General features: G+C 45.2%; 14 protein-coding genes and 1 pseudogene. All 15 read left to right on the top strand.

What is annotated here, in order from left to right:
- Positions 1 to 54 precede the first annotated feature (54 nt).
- The 15 genes and pseudogenes from FPZ44_RS15085 (at position 55) to sigE (ending at position 19,234) form a co-directional block, all read left to right on the top strand.
- The gene (locus tag FPZ44_RS15085; protein WP_144991367.1) at positions 55 to 2,235 is read left to right on the top strand and encodes a penicillin-binding transpeptidase domain-containing protein; all 2,181 of its coding nucleotides are present in this window, start codon (positions 55 to 57) and stop codon (positions 2,233 to 2,235) included.
- A 69-nt stretch (positions 2,236 to 2,304) separates the two neighbouring features.
- Positions 2,305 to 4,233: a stage V sporulation protein D gene (locus tag FPZ44_RS15080; RefSeq protein ID WP_144991366.1), complete on the top strand. Its 1,929-nt coding sequence runs from the start codon at positions 2,305 to 2,307 to the stop codon at positions 4,231 to 4,233.
- A gap of 18 nt (positions 4,234 to 4,251) precedes the next feature.
- A complete protein-coding gene (locus tag FPZ44_RS15075; protein WP_144991867.1) occupies positions 4,252 to 5,739 on the top strand; it encodes a UDP-N-acetylmuramoyl-L-alanyl-D-glutamate--2,6-diaminopimelate ligase in 1,488 nt (495 codons plus the stop codon).
- Positions 5,736 to 7,148: a UDP-N-acetylmuramoyl-tripeptide--D-alanyl-D-alanine ligase gene (locus FPZ44_RS15070; protein WP_144991365.1), complete on the top strand. Its 1,413-nt coding sequence runs from the start codon at positions 5,736 to 5,738 to the stop codon at positions 7,146 to 7,148. Before FPZ44_RS15075 ends, FPZ44_RS15070 begins: the two co-directional genes overlap by 4 nt.
- 48 nt (positions 7,149 to 7,196) lie before the next feature.
- A complete protein-coding gene (mraY, locus tag FPZ44_RS15065; protein WP_418789181.1) occupies positions 7,197 to 8,141 on the top strand; it encodes a phospho-N-acetylmuramoyl-pentapeptide-transferase in 945 nt (314 codons plus the stop codon).
- A 3-nt stretch (positions 8,142 to 8,144) separates the two neighbouring features.
- Positions 8,145 to 9,572 carry a UDP-N-acetylmuramoyl-L-alanine--D-glutamate ligase gene (gene murD, locus FPZ44_RS15060; protein ID WP_144991363.1) on the top strand — a complete coding sequence of 476 codons (1,428 nt, stop codon included), beginning with the start codon at positions 8,145 to 8,147 and terminating at the stop codon, positions 9,570 to 9,572.
- A gap of 42 nt (positions 9,573 to 9,614) precedes the next feature.
- Complete coding sequence (gene spoVE / locus FPZ44_RS15055) at positions 9,615 to 10,712, top strand: stage V sporulation protein E (protein ID WP_144991362.1); 1,098 nt, start codon at positions 9,615 to 9,617, stop codon at positions 10,710 to 10,712.
- A 5-nt stretch (positions 10,713 to 10,717) separates the two neighbouring features.
- Positions 10,718 to 11,824, top strand: coding sequence for an undecaprenyldiphospho-muramoylpentapeptide beta-N-acetylglucosaminyltransferase (gene murG, locus FPZ44_RS15050; RefSeq protein ID WP_144991361.1), 1,107 nt, complete (start codon positions 10,718 to 10,720; stop codon positions 11,822 to 11,824).
- A gap of 331 nt (positions 11,825 to 12,155) precedes the next feature.
- Positions 12,156 to 12,233 (top strand): annotated as a pseudogene (locus FPZ44_RS15045) (hypothetical protein); the annotation flags it as partial.
- Positions 12,234 to 12,355: 122 nt separating this feature from the next.
- Positions 12,356 to 13,642, top strand: coding sequence for a UDP-N-acetylglucosamine 1-carboxyvinyltransferase (gene murA, locus FPZ44_RS15040; protein ID WP_144991360.1), 1,287 nt, complete (start codon positions 12,356 to 12,358; stop codon positions 13,640 to 13,642).
- Between the two features lie 47 nt (positions 13,643 to 13,689).
- Positions 13,690 to 14,547: a cell division protein FtsQ/DivIB gene (locus FPZ44_RS15035; protein WP_261378335.1), complete on the top strand. Its 858-nt coding sequence runs from the start codon at positions 13,690 to 13,692 to the stop codon at positions 14,545 to 14,547.
- Positions 14,548 to 14,761: 214 nt separating this feature from the next.
- Positions 14,762 to 16,012 (top strand): cell division protein FtsA, encoded by a 1,251-nt coding sequence (ftsA, locus tag FPZ44_RS15030; protein ID WP_144991359.1) that lies wholly within the window; start codon positions 14,762 to 14,764, stop codon positions 16,010 to 16,012.
- Positions 16,013 to 16,077: 65 nt separating this feature from the next.
- Positions 16,078 to 17,196 carry a cell division protein FtsZ gene (gene ftsZ / locus FPZ44_RS15025; protein ID WP_144991358.1) on the top strand — a complete coding sequence of 373 codons (1,119 nt, stop codon included), beginning with the start codon at positions 16,078 to 16,080 and terminating at the stop codon, positions 17,194 to 17,196.
- Positions 17,197 to 17,458: 262 nt separating this feature from the next.
- The gene (gene spoIIGA, locus FPZ44_RS15020; RefSeq protein ID WP_144991357.1) at positions 17,459 to 18,448 is read left to right on the top strand and encodes a sigma-E processing peptidase SpoIIGA; all 990 of its coding nucleotides are present in this window, start codon (positions 17,459 to 17,461) and stop codon (positions 18,446 to 18,448) included.
- Positions 18,449 to 18,511: 63 nt separating this feature from the next.
- A complete protein-coding gene (sigE, locus tag FPZ44_RS15015; protein WP_144991356.1) occupies positions 18,512 to 19,234 on the top strand; it encodes an RNA polymerase sporulation sigma factor SigE in 723 nt (240 codons plus the stop codon).
- Positions 19,235 to 19,293 lie beyond the last annotated feature (59 nt).

Genomic DNA, 19,293 nt, shown 5'->3' with positions numbered 1-19,293 from the left:
GAATAGGTAAGATGCTTGCCATTAACAACAAGTGCAGACAATAAGGAGTACAGTATGGTTAAGCGCATTAAATTACGAACGATCTTTATTGGAGGGATATTCTCCCTCTTTTTTGTTATTTTAATTAGTCGGTTATTTTGGTACCAGGTATGGAATGTGGACTTTTGGATGGAGGAAGCTAAGGCATCATGGTCTGCTAATAAAGTGCTTGATTCAAAGCGGGGTACGATCTACGACCAACAAGGCAATGTGTTGGCAATGGATGCTCCTGCATATACAGTAGCTGTTAATCCTAAAGTCATTCAGACGCTGCGGACAGACAGCAAGTTAATCGAAAAAAATATCGATGTTGAAAAGCTTATCGTAGAGCAGCTCCATCAAGCGCTCGGCAAGCCCCAAGACGAGCTCTATGAGTTAACACGAAAAAAGAGTACGGATGGAGAGTACGCGATTCATCGCGAAGTCAGAAATGAAGGATGGAAAATTGATCAAGAACCTGCTGATAAGCTGAGTACGTTCATTTCCGACTTGAAAAAGAAAACCGGAAAGGCGGACATCGGCTTATATTTAATGCCTGACAGCAAACGCTTCTATGCAAAAGGAAATATGGCAGCTCATGTGCTTGGTTATTTGGACAAGGAGGAGAAGCCGGTCGGTGGCGTAGAAGTTATGTTTGACGATGTATTGAGTGGGCAAGATGGCAGTGTCTATTTTGAGAAAGACCGACTTGGTAATAAGCTGCCGTCTGCTTCGGAAATGTATAAGCCTGCAAAGGATGGAAAGAACGTCTACTTGACGATTGACCAGACGATACAGCAATATATTGAAAGCTCGATGCAAAAAGTATACAACCAGTATCGACCGCAAAGTATTACCGCAATTGCAGCCGATCCGAAGACTGGCAATATTTTAGGAATGGCGAATATGCCGACTTTTGATCCGAATGAATATTGGGAGGCAGAAAGCTTATCCGCTTTCTATAACCATGCTGTTCAATCTCGTTACGAGCCAGGTTCCACGTTCAAAATTGTAACTTTGGCTGCAGCGGTGCAAGAAAATATATTTAATCCGAATGCATATTTCCAATCCGGATCTATTCGAGCGGGAGGCCGTCGAATTAGCGACCACAACAATATCGGTTGGGGAACGATTAATTACTTGGAAGGTTTGAAGCGTTCAAGTAACGTTGCCTTCGTTAAGCTCGGGTACGAGCAGATGGAAAAAGAAACGTTTAAATCTTATATCGAATTGTTTGGCTTTGGTGTACCGACAGGTATTGAACTGCCTGGGGAGAATAAGGGATACCTTGGATTCCAGTACCCAGCAGATTACGCTGCTGCAACTTATGGTCACGGCCAAGTAACGGTTACACCCATTCAGCAAATTATGGCTGTTTCCGCTGTTGCGAATGGTGGTAAATTGATGAAGCCGAATATCGTCCAGAAGATCGAGGATCCGGTTAGCGGTACTGTCGAGCAGCGTAAGCCAGAAATGGTTAGGCAAGTAATCGATGAGTCGACTGCGAAACAAGTTAGTGAGTATTTGGAACAAGTAATTTCCGACCAAAAGATCGGTACAGGTAAGAACGCCTATATGGAAAGCTACCGTGCTGCTGGAAAGACAGGTACAGCCCTCAAAGTTGTTGATGGGAAATATGACAGAGAACGGGCGGTTGTGTCCTTTATCGGTTATGCGCCTGTTGAGGACCCTCAAATTGTCGTTCTTATCGTTGTAGACGATCCGAAGGATTATATCTATGCAGGCGGGGGGATGGTAGCGGCTCCTATGTTCAAGGACATTGTATACAAGTCCCTCCGTTATATGGGAGTTCCTACGACGCAGGAAAGAAACAAAGTAAGTTCTAAGAGCAACGAGAGCAATTTCGTCAAAGCTCCAGATGTAAAAGGGTTAAAACCTGCTGAAGCGAAGAAGAAGCTTGCTGAACAAGGTATTTTGTATGAAATGATAGGAAACGGTTCTACGATTAAAGACCAAGTCCCTAAAGCAGGCGAATGGGTTGCAACTGATCAACATCTGTATTTGCTAACGGGTGAGGCTGGAAAAATGTCTTTGCCGGATCTAAAAGGAAAATCATTGCGAGATGTAATGGAGATCTGTTCTTTGCTTGATAGGAAAGTGCATGTCGAAGGAGAAGGTTATGTTACTTCCTATGAAGAGAAAAATGAAGGCGGACAGCGTACCGTATATGTAAAATTGGCACCGAAGAGCAAGTAGCTTGTTCTATCCCTCCGTTGATTCGAATAGGTTGATTATGAACCAATGTCGGACAAAGGAGGGGTAGGCGTGAAAGTGTCAGCAACGACGGTGCGCAATCGTCTCGTGATCGGCATTGCGCTTATGACAGTTGGATTTATGGCTCTTATTATTCGACTTGCTATTGTACAATTGTGGCAAGGGGATGAGATAAGCGCGAAGGCGGAGGAATCATGGAGACGCAACATTCCAGTAACAGCGAAACGCGGTGAGATTGTAGATCGGGATGGTGATCGTCTTGCCTATAATGTCAGTTCTCCCAGTGTTATTGCCGTTCCTGCTCAGATTAAAGATGCGGAGTCAACAGCGGCTAAGCTGTCTCCGCTTCTCGGCATGCCAGCAGAAGAGATTAAGCGCGTCATTACTACGCGCCAATTGACGATGAAGCTTAAACCTGGCGGGCGAAAGATTTCAGTTGAAAAGGCAAAGCAAATTCGGGAGCTGCGCTTACCAGGAATTGTCGTATCTGAGGATAACAAGCGATATTATCCCTATACGGATTTAGCAAGTCATGTACTTGGATTTACAGGTATAGACAATCAAGGATTATCCGGACTGGAAGAGCGCTATAATTCAGCCTTAAGCGGCAAGAATGGCAATGTATCTTTTCTTACCGATGCAGCTGGACGAATGATGCCAAATTCAAGTGAAAAGTATATGCAGCCACGAGATGGTTTGAATTTACAATTGACGATTGACAAAGATATACAGACAATAATGGAGCGGGAGTTAGATCAAGCAATGTTGGATCTGAACCCTAAGCATATTGTCTCGATTGCGATGGATCCGAACACAGGTGAAGTATTGGCGATGGCTAGTCGTCCTAATTATTCACCTGAACGTTTCAATGAATACCCAGCGGATGTTTACAATCGCAATTTACCTGTATGGATGACATTTGAGCCTGGTTCAACTTTCAAAATTATTACTTTGGCTGCTGCACTAGAAGAAGGCAAAGTGGATTTGAAAAATGAGCATTTTTTCGATCCTGGTCGTGTTGAGATTGGGGGAGCGCGCCTGCGCTGCTGGAAGAAAGGCGGACATGGCAGTCAAACCTTTCTAGAAGTTGTTGAGAATTCCTGTAACCCTGGGTTTGTTGCCTTAGGCAATCGGCTAGGGAAAGAAAAGCTGTTTGAATACATACGCAATTTTGGATTCGGACAGAAGACAGGTATTGACGTAAGTGGTGAGGCAAGCGGTATACTTTTTAAGTTGGATCGTGTAGGTCCTGTCGAGCTTGCGACGACTGCATTCGGACAAGGCGTATCTGTTACTCCAATTCAGCAGATTGCGGCAGTATCTGCCGCCATTAATGGCGGCAAATGGTATAAGCCGCATATAGCGAAGCGATTTATCCATCCTGAGACTGGGATGGTGGTAGATGACATTGAACCAGAAATGGTAAGGCAAGTGATTTCACCTGAAACATCTGCTAAAGTGCGTGATGCACTGGAGCATGTCGTAGCACAGGGGACTGGTCGTAATGCATTTATCGATGGCTATCGTGTTGGCGGCAAGACAGGAACAGCTCAAAAGGTTATTAATGGTAAATATTCTCCTGATGAGCATATCGTTTCTTTTATCGGATTTGCGCCTGCAGATGATCCCAAAATTGTAATTTATACAGCGGTTGATGATCCGCAAGGCATTCAATTTGGTGGACTTATTGCGGCCCCGATTGTGAAGCGGATTATGGCCGATTCATTAGAAGTTCTTGGCGTTAAGCCGCGTGAGAAGCAAGTGCCAAGAGAGTACCGCTATGATGAACAGCCTCTTGTAACGGTACCGAATCTTGTAGGTAAAACGTTGACAGATTTATACGAAGATATGAACACGAACTTTTTATTATCCAAATCCGGCTCTGGACAAACGGTCATACACCAAGCACCGAAGCCGGGAACCCGTGTAGAGAAAGGTTCTACGATACGTATTTACATGGGAGAAGAGATGGAGGAATGATAGATGACAACGACAAATATGAATCTTACTGAAGCAGCTTCCACACTACTAACCTCCATGTTAATTGGAGACAAAACGACAACGGTTACAGGTATTGCAATTGATTCGCGCCTTGTTCAAGCAGGCGACTTGTTCTTCTGTATTTCAGGAACCGCACAAGACGGTCATCAATATGCACCTAAAGCTGTTGAGCAAGGTGCAGCAGCGCTTGTCGTAGAGCGCCAATTGGAGCTCGATATCCCGCAATTGATTGTAAAGGATGCTCGTCATGCCTTGGCTGTAATCTCGAATGCATTCTACCGTTATCCGAGCCAAGAAGTGAAGATGATTGGGGTAACCGGAACGAATGGTAAAACGACTACGACATATTTGATTGAACGTATCTTGCAAGATGCAGCAATCTCAACAGGCGTAGTTGGTACAATTGAAATGCGCTATGCTGGTCAAGTATTCCCGATGTCTGGAACAACACCTAGCTCCTACGAGCTTCAACGCTCTTTGCGTGATATGGCAGATCAAGGCGTGCAAGCATGTGCGGTCGAAGTATCATCTCATGCGCTTGAGCAGCTTCGAGTAGCTGGCAGCCGATTCCGTGTGGCTGTATTTACAAATCTTACGCAGGACCATCTCGACTATCATGGCTCAATGGAAGCATATCGTGATGCGAAAGGACTGTTCTTCTCTCGTCTTGGCAACACGTATTCTGCTAATGAGCCAGAACGCTCTTATGCAGTACTGAATGCTGACGATGAAGCTAGTGCTGTATTTAAGCACATGACAACTGCCGAAACAATTATGTATGGATTGAATGATGGTGCAGACGTAAGAGCAACGGATATTCGCATTACAGCTCAAGGAACGAAGTTCCATGTGCATACATTTAAAGGGAATGCAGACATTCAACTTCGTATGGTTGGTAAGTTCAATGTGTACAATGCGCTTGCTGCGATCTCTGTTGGTCTTATTGAAGGGATTGAACTGTCTGCTATTGTGAAGAGCTTAGAGTCCCTGCACGGTGTTGCAGGTCGCGTAGAGGCTGTTCAAGCCGGCCAAGAGTTCTCTGTCATTGTTGACTATGCGCATACGCCTGATGGCCTTGAAAATGTATTGCAGACGGTGAAAGAATTTGCGGAAGGCCGAATCTTCTGTGTGTTTGGCTGCGGTGGAGACCGTGATCGCAAGAAGCGTCCAATTATGGGACAGATTGCTGCTCGTTATGCAGATTATCTATTGGTCACTTCAGATAATCCAAGAACAGAGGTTCCGGACCTGATCTTGGTAGACATTGAAGAAGGTCTTAAGGCTGATGGGGTAAACAAAGAACGATACGAGCTTATCGTTGATCGTAAAGCAGCGATCACAAAAGCTATTGAAATGGCAAGCCCTAACGATGTAGTATTGATTGCGGGGAAAGGGCATGAAACTTACCAAATCATTGGAACGGAAATACTTGACTTCGATGACCGTAAGGTTGCCGAAGAAGCGATAAGGGGAACGGGTTTGTGAATGAACGGAGTTTAGCAGCCATCGCTGCGATGTGCGGCGGTAAGTTGGTCCATCCAGCTCACGCTGACATCGCGGTTAAAGGTGTATATACAGACTCACGACAAAAAAATATAGGTGCGCTATTCGTTCCGCTGTCAGGGGAACGCTTTGATGGGCATGTTTACGTCGAACAAGCTATTCGACATGGCGCAGCAGCTGCCCTATGGCAGAACGACCATCCGCACCCAAGTGTGGAGCTTCCTCTTATTCTAGTAGAGGATACGTTAGCTGCATTGCAGCAATTAGCTCAGTCCTATATTCAAGAGCTTCCTGTACAGATTGTTGCTGTGACAGGCAGTAACGGTAAGACGACGACGAAGGATCTTGTCGCGTCTGTGTTGTCTGCGCGGTATCGTGTGCATAAGACAGAAGGAAACTTCAATAATCACATTGGGCTTCCGCTCACGGTGCTTAATATGGCTGAGGATACGCAAATTGCGGTTCTGGAAATGGGCATGAGTGGACGTGGGGAGATTGAGCTGCTTACTAAGCTCGTCAATCCGCATGTCACGATTGTGACCAATGTGGGAGACGCTCATTTGCTGCAGCTTGGATCCCGCAAGGAAATTGCTAGAGCCAAGCTTGAGATTATTAGTGGACTTCGTGAAGGCGGGTTGTTTATCTGTCATGGAGATGAACCACTAATAACTGAAGTGTTGGAGGAATCAGAGACCGTTCAACCTGCGTCTATGAAGACGGTTAAATTTGGTTTGCAAGCTTATTGTGACTATAAGCCTGATGCCATTATGCAATCGGAAGAAGGAATCAGCTTTACATTATCATCAGAAGCGTTCGGGCCAATGATGTATCGATTGCCGATTCTTGGTCAGCACAATGTGATGAATGCGTTGGCCGCGATTGCAGTTGCACAGCATTTCGGAGTACCGCAGCCACTCATTGCGGAGGGGCTTGAACGAGCTAGAATATCTGGTATGCGTATCGAAAAGACCGTGACGCGTGATGGTTGGATATTGTTGAATGATGCATATAACGCGAGTCCAACGGCTACCAAAGCCGCGATTCAAGTGTTGGCAGCGATGCCGAAGGATGATGCGGCGAAGCGAATTGCAATTTTAGGAGATATGCTGGAGCTTGGTGAAACTGAGGAACAGCTGCACTTTGAGGTAGGTACTGCGATTACGCCAGAGATGGCGGATGTTGTACTTACGTATGGCAGACTCGGTAGATGTATCGCAAAAGGTGCGGTAACGCAGTTGTCGGCAGACGCTGTTCGGGCATTTGATAGCAAGGATGAGCTGCAACATTACTTTGCTGCAATCGTCAAAGAAGGAGATGTCGTGCTATTGAAGGCGTCTCGGGGAATGAAACTTGAGGAAGTTGTGAAAGACTGGATACATGCTCAGCATTAAACCGGTCAGGCGTAGCGGGAGGTGTAAGGATTGGATTTCAAATTAATCATGATGACAGTCGGAGTATCGTTTATCCTAGCCGTTATATTAGGCCCGTTATGCATTCCGTTGCTGCGTAGGTTAAAATTCGGTCAGCAAGTGCGTGATGACGGGCCACAGGCTCATTTGAAAAAAGCAGGGACACCAACGATGGGCGGCTTCATTATTTTGCTTGCTTTTACGTTGGCATTCTTGAAATTCTCGGTTATTAATACAGATTTCTATGTACTGCTAGTAGCAACGCTAGGATACGGCCTTATTGGCTTTTTAGATGATTACATTAAGATTGTGTTTCGTCGCTCACTAGGATTAACGGCGATGCAGAAACTATTCGGACAGCTGTTGTTTGCTGGAATTGTGTGTGCATTGCTCATCAAGATGAATCACAGTACGTTTGTTGGTATTCCAGGCACAAGTGTAGGTCTTGATTTGGGTTGGTTCTATTATATTTTTGTTGTCTTAATGCTTATGGCGATCAGTAATGCCGTTAACTTTACAGATGGAGTGGACGGTTTATTGTCCGGTTCTAGTGCAATTGCGTTTGCTGCATTTGCTATTATAGCTTTACAAGCATCTGAGATTAGCGCAGCTGTTTGTGCGGCTGCTATGGTAGGTGCAGTACTAGGATTTTTGGTATTCAATGCGCATCCAGCTAAAGTGTTTATGGGAGATATCGGTTCATTAGGTATTGGTGGAGCGATGGCAGCAGTAGCCATTCTTACGAAAACAGAGCTTCTCTTTATTATTATCGGAGGAGTATTCGTAGTGGAAATGCTATCCGTTATTATCCAAGTTATCTCTTTCAAAACTCGTGGCAAGCGCGTATTCAAAATGAGTCCTATCCATCATCACTTTGAATTGTCAGGTTGGTCTGAATGGCGCGTAGTCATTACGTTCTGGGCGGCTGGCATTGTGTTGGCTGGACTCGGACTATGGATAAACAAGGGGTTGTAATCGATGAATCAACCAGACACGTATCACGGTAAATCAATCGTTGTCCTTGGGATGGCGAAGAGTGGTTCTGAGGTAGCGAAGCGTTTTCATGCGCTTGGTGCAAATGTCACGGTTAATGATAAGAAAGAACGACACCTATGTCCCGAAGCTTCTGAATTAGAAGCTTTGGGCATTTGTGTTGTATTGGGAGGGCATCCTGCTAGTCTTATTCATGACGAAGTATCCCTCGTTGTGAAAAATCCAGGGATTCCCTATGCAGCAGAACCTGTTCAGCAGGCGCTGGCTCTTGGAATCGAGGTCGTAACCGAAATTGAGGTTGGCTATCATTTATGTCAGGCTCCGATTATCGGTATAACGGGCAGTAACGGCAAGACAACAACAACAACATGGGTAGGAAAAATGCTTGAGTCGGCTGAGTTGAAGCCGCTCGTTGCCGGCAATATTGGGACTCCATTCAGTGGAGTGGCACCATCGGTAGCAGCGGATCAGACGGTTGTACTAGAGTTAAGCAGCTTCCAGCTAAAAGGGACAACCTCCTTCCGCCCGCGTGTAGCGGCGTTGTTGAATGTAGTAGAGACCCATCTTGACTATCATGGGTCGATGGAAGATTATGTAGACTCAAAGCTTAAATTGTTTGCCAATATGACAGCTGATGACATTGCGGTCTTGAATGCAGAAGATGCGATGTGTAAATTGGCAGCATTGCGTATCCAGGCTCGTGTATGGAAGTTTTCTTCATCCAACGAGGTAGCAGTGGGTACATATGTGGAGCCAGCCTATGGAGCTGAGGGGACGACGGATCTTACCCCTCGACACGTAATGTTCCGTGATGAAGCAGGAGTGTCACATCGTATTGTCGATGTAGCTGAAATTGGGCTGGCTGGGCGTTTTAACGTGGATAACGCGTTGGCGGCGTGTGCCATTGCTTTGGCAGCTGGAGCACGTCCTGAGCAGCTCGCAGAGCCTTTGCGACAGTTCAAAGGAGTCGAACATCGTTTGGAGTGGGTACGAGAGCTCAATGGAGTAAGGTACTTCAATAACTCCAAAGCGACGAATACGATTGCGACACAAATGGCACTGGAAGCTTTCCCAGGCTCTATTATTCTTATTGCAGGCGGCTTAGACCGTGGACTAGATTTCAAAGAACTTATTCCTTATTTTTCAGAGCGAGTCAAAGCGATTGTAACGATGGGTCAGACACGAGACATTATGCGCAGCGTAGCTGAGCAGGCAGGTCTGAAAATGATTCATGTCGTCGACACTGTGGATGATGCAGCGCTTGCTATTCAAGAGGCCGTTCGTGAAGCGGAGAAATTTGCACAGCCAGGTGATCTTGTTCTACTATCTCCAGCATGTGCAAGTTGGGATATGTTCCCTTCGTATGAAGAGCGTGGACGAATGTTTAAAGAAGCGGTGCATACTCTTAAGTAGAGGGGTGTTCAAGCCTCTACATTGTCCAATGAGGTGTACCGCATGGTCAAAGCTAAAACCGCGCCCGATTGGTGGCTCATCGTTGCCGTTGTATCGCTTCTCGCGATCGGTATCGTCATGGTGTACAGTGCAGGCTCAGTTCTTGCTTTTCACGATTATGGAGACTCGTATTATTTTGTGAAGCGTCAGCTGTTATTCGCTGTGTTGGGGCTAGCGGCGATGTTTGTCACGATGAACGTAGACTATCACGTCTGGAAACGTTATGCTAAAGTCGGAATGGTTATCTGTTTTGCCTTGTTAATCATCGTATTAATTCCGGGATTAGGAGTTGTACGTGGTGGTGCACGAAGTTGGCTTGGAATCGGATCGTTTGGTATACAGCCTTCAGAGTTTATGAAGCTTGCTATGGTTGTTTATTTATCCTATCGCTTATCCGAATCTCAGCATACGATAACGAATTTTCTCAAAGGGTTAATGCCTGCACTGCTCATTATGGGGACGGCTTTTGGGCTTATTATGCTGCAGCCAGACCTTGGTACAGGCACTGTTATGGTAGGAGCTTCGTTATTAGTCATATACATATCAGGAGCCCGTATTCAGCACTTGATGTCTCTGGCCTTAGTGGGGGTTGCAGGATTTGTTGCTCTCATACTGGCTGCACCGTATCGATTGCTGCGCATTACCGCTTTTCTCGATCCATGGAAAGATCCCCTTGGTTCGGGCTATCAAATTATCCAGTCGCTTTATGCGATCGGTCCAGGCGGCTTGACAGGATTAGGATTTGGAGCAAGCCGCCAAAAATATAGTTATATGCCAGAACCACAGACAGACTTTATATTCGCTATCCTAGCAGAAGAGCTTGGTTTCATTGGTTGTACAGCAGTTATAATTCTATTTATGATTGTAGTATGGCGGGGAATGCGGGCAGCGCTCGCGGCACCAGATATGTTTGGAAGCTTGCTTGCTGTAGGTATCGTAGGAATTGTTGCGGTACAAGTCTTAATCAATGTGGGTGTCGTTATCGGTTTGATGCCTGTTACGGGCATTACGCTGCCGTTGATCAGCTACGGAGGATCATCGCTCACTTTGATGCTGACGGCTCTTGGCATATTGCTTAACATATCACGTTATGCGAGGTGAATCACATGCGCGTCGTCCTTAGCGGCGGAGGAACAGGGGGGCATATATACCCTGCACTGGCCATCGCGCGGGAATGCGAAAAACGCGATCCCAGCAGCACTTTTTTATATATTGGAACAGAACGAGGTTTGGAAAGCAAGCTTGTTCCAGAACAGGGAATTCCATTTGCCTCGATTGATATTACTGGCTTCAGACGAAAACTATCCTTTGAAAATGTGAAGACGGTGCTTCGATTCATTCAAGGTGTTCGTCGTGCGAAACAACTGCTGAAGGAATTTAAGCCAGATGTTGTTATTGGAACGGGTGGTTATGTATGCGGACCTGTTGTATACGCTGCAGCTAAGCTGGGTATCCCAACTATCGTTCATGAGCAAAATGTCATTCCAGGCTTGACGAATAAGTTTTTGAGCCGTTATGTAGATACGGTTGCGGTAAGTTTTGAAGATTCAAACTCGTATTTTGCAAAAGCTAAACATGTGTTATTCACGGGTAACCCGCGTGCTACCGAAGTCGTAGAAGCAAGTCGTGAGCGTGGTTATGCTTCACTTGGCTTGCCTAGTGGCAGTTCTATTGTCATGGTGGTAGGAGGAAGCCGCGGTGCAAAGGCAATTAATGACGTAATGATAGGTATGCTTCCTCACTTGAAGCGTTTGCCTGATGTTCATGTTGTCTATGTTACAGGGCAAAATTATTATGAAGAGACGCGCAAGGCAGTTCTAGCAGGCAGTGAAAGCATTCGCAATCGCTTGCATGTTCTTCCTTACATTGCTAACATGCCTGAAGTACTGGCTGCAACAACGGTTGTTATCAGCCGTGCAGGCGCATCTTCTTTGGCTGAATTAACTGCTCTGGGCATCCCTTCTATTTTGATTCCGTCACCCAATGTGACGAACAATCACCAAGAAGCGAATGCACGTTCATTGGAGCAGGCAGGCGCTGCCATTATGGTGAAAGAATCTCAGCTCAATGCGGCTGCACTATTTGGCCAAATTGAACAGTTATTGAACCATGACGACAAGCGTAAGCAAATGTCTGAGCAGGCTAAAGCATTTGGACAACCTGATTCAGCAACTCGAATCGTAAATGAAATGCTAAGACTAAAGGGCAAATGATATTTGCCCTTTTTTCTATTTCCGGGCATATCGCTCGCTAGGCGTCTGTCACACAACATAATCCGCTGACATACTATGGTTTATAAATCGTGACAACATCCTACATGACCTAATTGGCTATGTGTCCAGACTGCTACTATTTTTATCTAGCAGTGCGGAAAGGTGTACGCATTAGGGCTTCGGATATGGTTAGGGCATCTCCAATAAGATTGGCGGGCCATTAATAGGTATGTCGATGCACATGGATATGAGGAGTCACGAATCTCACAATCAGCTGAGGTTGTACTGGAGACAGGGAAATTGGCGGTGAGGGGATCGTCGTCGGGGCGCAGCTTCTACTTCCACGCAGCAGGCCAATTTCATTGTAAACACCGGGCAAGCAACAGCGTCTGACGTGCTCACCCTAATAGTATGAGTTCAGCAGGTAATTCGGTGAATGGCTGGGAAAGTCTGTGAAAGCCTAAGAAGGCCTATGATGGCTGAAGTCAAACCTGTTGGTGGTGGGTGAGCGGTAATCTCGGAGGTGATACATTGGACAAATTGGTGATAGAGGGTGGAAGGCCCCTTTCTGGAACCATTCGTATCCAAGGAGCGAAAAATGCCGCATTGCCTATTATGGCAGCTGCCATCTTAACTGACGGTGTTATCCAGTTGGATCGGATTCCTAAGCTGCTGGATATTGACGTGATGCTTAACATCCTCAGGCGTTTAGGATGTAGAGCGACGCAAGAAGGTCATACCGTCATTCTGGACAATAATCATATTCATGGTTCTCATGTTCCAGAAGAACTGATGCGGCAAATGCGGTCTTCCATCTTCTTAATGGGGTCGCTGTTAGCTAGGTTCAAAGAGGTGCATATTTATCAGCCCGGTGGTTGCGCGATTGGCGAACGGAAGATTGATCTGCATCTGAGGGGTTTGCAAAGTCTAGGTGCCAAGCTTGAGATTGTCGGCAATCGTATTTCGTGCACGGCAGAACGATTAATCGGTAATGATATCCATCTTGATTTTCCAAGTGTCGGTGCGACGGAGAACATTATGATGGCAGCTGTTCTTGCAGAGGGCAGAACCGTGATTACGAATGCTGCACGCGAGCCTGAAATTACGGATCTGCAAAATTTTCTGAATGCGATGGGCGCAAACGTTTCCGGTGCAGGCAGCGATACAATCATCATTGAAGGTGTAGAGAAGCTGCACGGTTGTCGTTATGAAATTATTCCTGACCGAATTGTAACGGGGACGATTATGATCGCAGCTGCAGCTACTAGAGGGGCAGTTACACTTATGAACGCAGATGCTACTCATCTTACTTCATTGATTCATATTCTCAGGCGTGCTGGTGTTCAGATAGCCATTAGTAATGATATAATTAATGTAACGAGCTTTGGACGTGCGAAGGCGGTTGAGCGAATTGTAACTTCTCCGTATCCTGCATTTCCAACAGACCTTCAATCTCAGTTAATGGTACTGCTGTCGCTGGCCGACGGAGTGAGTACGATGAAAGAGACCGTGTTTGAAGGAAGATTTAAGCATGTAGATGAACTGACTCGTATGGGGGCAGACATTCGTGTAGATTTGAGCAGTGCTTTTGTTAAAGGCACTCCGCGTCTGTACGGTGCTACGGTTGAAGCGACCGATCTTCGTGCAGGTGCAGCTTTGGTCATTGCTGGCCTGGCAGCACAGGGTAGGACGGTTGTGGAGCATGTGCATCATATTGATCGCGGATATGAGCGCATTGAGCAGCTCTTTAACAAGCTGGGAGCTAATATCAAGCGTAGTTCTGCAGTAGCTAAGTTGGATTTTGCTAATGGCGGTTAAGAAATAATCTATGCATCCCCTCCGTTCTTGGAGGGGAGAGTAATTCCGTGCAATTGTACATGTCTACCATTTGTGTTGGACAAGTATTATTGTTACTATGGAAGGGAATGGAATTTTTGCAGGCAAGAACAATTCCAGCGCTGCCTAATAAGCCTGAGCGCAAGCGGAAAAGTAAACGTATATTGTGGCTAGTCATTCTTTTGTGCATTGTACTTCTAGCCGTATTATTCTTTCGATCTCCGATAAGTAAAATAGATAAGGTCACTTTTATTGGGCAAAGTTTTGTTACTTCAGAACGGTTAGGAGAAGCAACTGGCTTAGTAGCTGGAGCTCCTTTTTTCATGGTCTCTGAAAATGAGGTGATTGCCAATATTAAGTCTGCATTTCCGTTTGTGAAGTCTGTTAAAGTAAACAAGCATTTCCCAGGAAAAATAGAAGTGTTTGTAGAAGAGTATGAGTCGGTTGCCTATGAGCTAGATGCTGAAGGTGAAGTGTTGGCAAGTCTAGTGAATGGAAGCAGTGTCTCATTATCTGAGATGAAGGCAGTCGTACTGGAAAAGCCGCTTTTAACGGGCTGGAAAGACAAACAAGCGCTTGAATTAAAAGCAAAGTTGACGAAACAATTGATCCAAATTCCTGACAGTTTGCTTGCAGATATTTCAGAAATCGTGTATGATCCATCTGCTTCTTTTTCGGATCGAATCAGGATGTATACGCGCTCTGGATTTGAAGTCATTACAACAGTAGATTTATTGCCGACTAAACTTGCTTATTTGAGCGGCGTTGTAGAAACACAAGAGCCAGGACGTATTACGATGTTGAAAGCAGACTCTTATATCTCGTATACTAACCTTGCAAAGAATGATCATGATGTACTAGACGAACAAAAAAACTCTACTCAATAAACCAATTAAATGATAGAATAAACGTTATGGTATTTCCCATCCGTTCCTTCTTTTTTCTTCAAGGTTTTGTCATAAATTGACGCTATATCATAGTGTTCATGATGATTTCGGGACAAAATTGTAGAAAAAAGAGGGAATGACTTGTTGGCGTTGAATAGAGTGTATAATAATCTGGGAAATACAACAATTGACTTGAAATGGGAGGTGCCACGGCTTGAGCAGCAATGACATCATTGTGAGTTTGGACATCGGTACATCCAAAGTACGCGCTATCATCGGCGAAATTAACAACGGAACGCTGCAAATCATTGGCGTCGGTTCAGCTGAATCTGAGGGAATTCGCAAAGGTGCGATTGTAGATATTGATCAAACTGTGCACTCGATTCGCAATGCGATCGAACATGCAGAGCGCATGGTCGGTATTGAAATATCGGAAGTGTATGTTGGAATAACTGGTAATCATATCGGGCTGCAATCTAGTCACGGTGTAGTGGCGGTGTCCAATGAAGATCGTGAAATAGGTGAAGAAGATATAGTACGTGTTCTGAAGGCTGCAGAAGTAATTGCATTGCCTCCAGAGCGGGAAATTATTGACGTAGTTGCTAAGCAGTATGTTGTAGATGGGCTCCATGATATCCACGATCCTCGTGGTATGATTGGCGTTCGCCTTGAAGTAGATGCTACGATTGTAACCGGTGCAAAGACCGCGATACATAACCTGCTGAGATGTGTGGAAAAAGCGGGCTTGCATGTTAAAGATTTAGTGTTAATGCCATTGTCCGGCGGACAGTTGGCATTATCCAAGGACGAAAAGGTTATGGGCTCTGTACTTGTGGATGTAGGTGCTGGAGCAACGACTATTTCTGTATTCCAGGAAGGTACGTTGACTGCGACATCTACGCTTCCAATTGGTGGAGACTTTGTAACGAATGACATTGCTTACGGATTGCGTACGATGTCTGACCAAGCCGAGAAGGTGAAGTTGAAATTCGGTTGCGCTTGGATTGACGAAGCGTTGGAAGAAACGACTTTCAAAGTAACACGTATCGGTAGCAACGTGGAGAAAGAATTTAACCAAGTATTTTTGGCGAATATCATCGAACCGCGTGTGCAGGAAATTTTCCATTTGGTCAAGAATGAAGTGAAAAGATTAGGATTCGATGACCTCCCGGGTGGGTATATCTTATCGGGCGGTACGGTTTCGATGCCTGGTGTACTGAAGGCTGCGCAAGCAGAGCTTCAAACATCGGTACGTATCGCGATACCTGACTTTATCGGAGTAAGAGATCCTGGATTCGTAAGTGGTGTAGGTGTCCTGCATCATGTAATGCGCTCGATTCGCCCGCGCAGCAACAATAGTGGGGGAGCTAAGAAACCATCCCCGCGCAAGGCGGCTCCTGCGGAGACGGCAAGTAAACCAGGATTTATCGAACGAATGAAAAATATGTTCAGCGAATTTATCTAATTAAAATAATCCTAAGTAATTGACTTCATGCCGTCCATGCACAATGAAGGGGAGATGGAGGACTCATGTTGGAATTTGAATTTGAAATGGAACATCTAGCCCAAATTAAAGTTATCGGTGTTGGGGGAGGCGGCAGCAATGCTGTGAACCGAATGATCGACAACGGTGTAAAGGGCGTTGAATTTATTACCGTAAATACGGATGCACAGGCTCTTCACTATGCAAAGTCTGAGCACAAGCTTCAGATCGGGGACAAGCTTACTCGTGGATTAGGTGCAGGTGCTAATCCTGAAGTAGGAAAGAAAGCGGCGGAAGAATCCCGCGAGCTTATCATGAACACGCTAAAAGGCGCTGACATGGTATTTGTCACGGCTGGAATGGGCGGCGGTACAGGTACGGGTGCTGCGCCAGTTATTGCTGAGATCGCTAAAGAGTGCGGTGCACTTACTGTTGGTGTCGTAACTCGTCCATTTACTTTTGAAGGACGCAAGCGTTCTACGCATGCTGATCTTGGTATCGAAGCTCTTAAAGAAAAAGTAGATACACTTATCGTTATTCCAAATGATCGTTTGCTAGAGATCGTTGACAAGAAGACGCCGATGATGGAAGCATTCCGTCAAGCAGACAACGTTCTACTTCAAGCGGTACAAGGTATTTCTGATTTGATCGCTGTACCTGGTCTTATCAACCTTGACTTTGCTGACGTAAAAACGATTATGACTGAGCGTGGTTCCGCACTTATGGGTATCGGAATTGCAAACGGTGAAAACCGTGCTACAGAAGCAGCTCGTAAAGCAATCATGAGCCCGTTGCTTGAAACTTCAATCGATGGTGCTCGTGGCGTCATTATGAATATTACGGGTGGTGCGAATCTATCTTTGTACGAAGTGAATGAAGCTGCAGAGATCGTTACAGAAGCATCTGACCCAGAAGTGAATATGATTTTCGGTGCGATCATCGATGAGAATATGAAGGACGATATCAAAGTTACGGTTATTGCGACAGGATTTGAGCATAGACCAACTCCTACAGCAGCGCCTATTCGTCGACCTTCTACACCAACAGCTCAAGATCCACAGGAAAACCGTTCTGCTTCCTTGCGTCCGTTTGGTAATCAACCGACGGGAGATCAACTTGATATCCCGACTTTCTTGCGTAATCGCTCGCGTAACAACAACGAATAATTGCCTTTTACAACGCTATAAGGTAATGATAGGCAGATAGGAAGAAGCCCAGTGTATCCAGACACTGGGCTTCTTTGTTATTTAAGCTAATCGATCCATTCTCAATATGTACTCGAAGCGTTGTTCCCCCAATAATTACACCTGAAGCTCGACAAAAAAAGTGGCTTTCCCACAACCAACATTAGACAGACTTCGGATAACCCTGTATTTATACTTAAACTAACCTACTTGACTGATGGCGGGACAGTAAGGAGGGAGTGCGTTGACCGTCATATATGCTGACATTATTTTTGTCACGAATTTCATATTGGATTGGACATTGCTGGCGCTGACGGCCCGCATGCGCAGCATACGAGCCTCTACGTTTCGTATGTTGGGGGCGGCTGCACTTGGAACGGTCTATGCAGGAGTATTATTTTTTCCGACGGTACCGTTCCTCGTAACGATAGGTGGAAAAGTGCTTTTATCTATATGTATGCTCGTTACTGCATTTGGATATCAATCTTTTGGCAATTTGGTACGAAATTTAGGCGCATTCTATTTTCATGCTTTTGTCATCGCTGGTGGCGCATTTGGCGTCCAATACTTATGGAAAGATGTCTCCAGTTGGACGATGTTTGCTGCTGCCTCGGATTGGGCTTCTAGACAAGAATTGCCTAATGGAGGAGCGATCATTGTGTTTGGGCTCGTATTTGCCTTGCTTATTTATAAACTGGCTTGGGGAGAGCGTAAGCAGCAAGTTCATCACGAATCGTACAGTGTGGAATTGGAAGTCGTTATTGGTCCAATTACCCGTACATGTACGGGACTTATTGATACGGGCAATGGATTGAAAGAGCCGCTGTCAGGGACCCCTGTTATCGTAATGGATGTATCACTATGGGAGGATGTTCTACCACTTCATTGGAAGGAAATTGTGAAGAGTGGAAGTGTTATGGAAAAGATGGGCGGATTTGCTGATACGGAACGGGTCAATGAAAGTATATTTGATGAGAGTCGGATGAGGCTGCTTCCCTATCGTGCAGTAAACCAGTCCAATAGTTGGATGCTTGGTTTCCGTCCAGACCATATTCGATTGAAACATGGTGAGCGTTGTTATGCGACGAAGAAAGTCGTAATTGGATTAGAGGGAGAAAATCTCTCTCAGGAACGTCGGTTTCAAGCTATTATTCATCCGGAGTTATTGGAAGAATCATTACTTCAGCCAGCTGCGAGTAAGAGTGAAATTGAATCAGCTCATAAGGCTTCCTAGCTGTAAGCTGCATTCTAGATGGGCGTATGTTTTACATCCTATGAGGATAAAGGGGGAAAAGCAATGCAATTGAAGTGGAAAATGATCGTCAAAATCAATATGTACCGACTATTATTATTTTTAGGTCTCAAACGAGCTGATGTTTATTATATTGGTGGCAGTGAAGCACTTCCCCCGCCGTTAACGCGTGAAGAGGAAGAATATTTGTTGGGACGGCTGTCCAGTGGTGATTCGGCTATTCGAGCTATGCTCATTGAGCGTAACTTGCGCCTTGTTGTCTACATTGCCCGTAAATTTGAGAATACAGGGATTCATATTGAAGATCTTGTATCTATAGGCGCAATCGGGTTAATTAAAGCGGTAAACACATTTGATCCTGAGAAAAAAATAAAGCTGGCCACGTATGCTTCACGTTGTATTGAAAATGAAATATTAATGTACTTGCGTCGAAATAGCAAGACGCGAACAGAAGTATCTTTCGATGAGCCGCTGAATATTGATTGGGATGGCAATGAGTTATTATTGTCTGATGTTCTTGGGACGGAGAACGATACGATATATAAAAATATTGAGGATCAAGTAGACCGAAAATTGCTGCATAAAGCGTTGGACAAACTTAGTGATCGTGAGCGTCTCATTATGGAATTGAGATTCGGATTGTCAGACGGAGAAGAGAAGACACAAAAAGATGTTGCAGATCTTCTCGGCATTTCACAGTCCTACATATCGCGCTTAGAAAAGCGGATAATAAAGCGTTTACGTAAAGAATTCAACAAAATGGTATAAAATTCGAATGAGCTGACTTGGATGATGAGATACATTTTCAGGAATAAAAAAGCACCTCA

Source organism: Paenibacillus agilis, assembly GCF_007786455.1.
Classification (GTDB): Bacteria; Bacillota; Bacilli; order Paenibacillales; family Paenibacillaceae; genus Paenibacillus_B; species Paenibacillus_B agilis.
Note: the sequence above shows the minus strand (reverse complement) of the source record. Positions and strands in the feature narration are given on the sequence as shown.

Excerpts from the sequence above, each read along its gene's own strand:
- FPZ44_RS15085 (WP_144991367.1), top strand. The coding sequence starts at position 55 with ATGGTTAAGCGCATTAAATTACGAACGATCTTTATTGGAGGGATATTC.
- FPZ44_RS15075 (WP_144991867.1), top strand. The coding sequence starts at position 4,252 with ATGAATCTTACTGAAGCAGCTTCCACACTACTAACCTCCATGTTAATT.
- mraY (WP_418789181.1), top strand. The coding sequence starts at position 7,197 with ATGATGACAGTCGGAGTATCGTTTATCCTAGCCGTTATATTAGGCCCG.
- murD (WP_144991363.1), top strand. The coding sequence starts at position 8,145 with ATGAATCAACCAGACACGTATCACGGTAAATCAATCGTTGTCCTTGGG.
- spoVE (WP_144991362.1), top strand. The coding sequence starts at position 9,615 with ATGGTCAAAGCTAAAACCGCGCCCGATTGGTGGCTCATCGTTGCCGTT.
- murG (WP_144991361.1), top strand. The coding sequence starts at position 10,718 with ATGCGCGTCGTCCTTAGCGGCGGAGGAACAGGGGGGCATATATACCCT.
- ftsZ (WP_144991358.1), top strand. The coding sequence starts at position 16,078 with ATGTTGGAATTTGAATTTGAAATGGAACATCTAGCCCAAATTAAAGTT.
- sigE (WP_144991356.1), top strand. The coding sequence starts at position 18,512 with ATGCAATTGAAGTGGAAAATGATCGTCAAAATCAATATGTACCGACTA.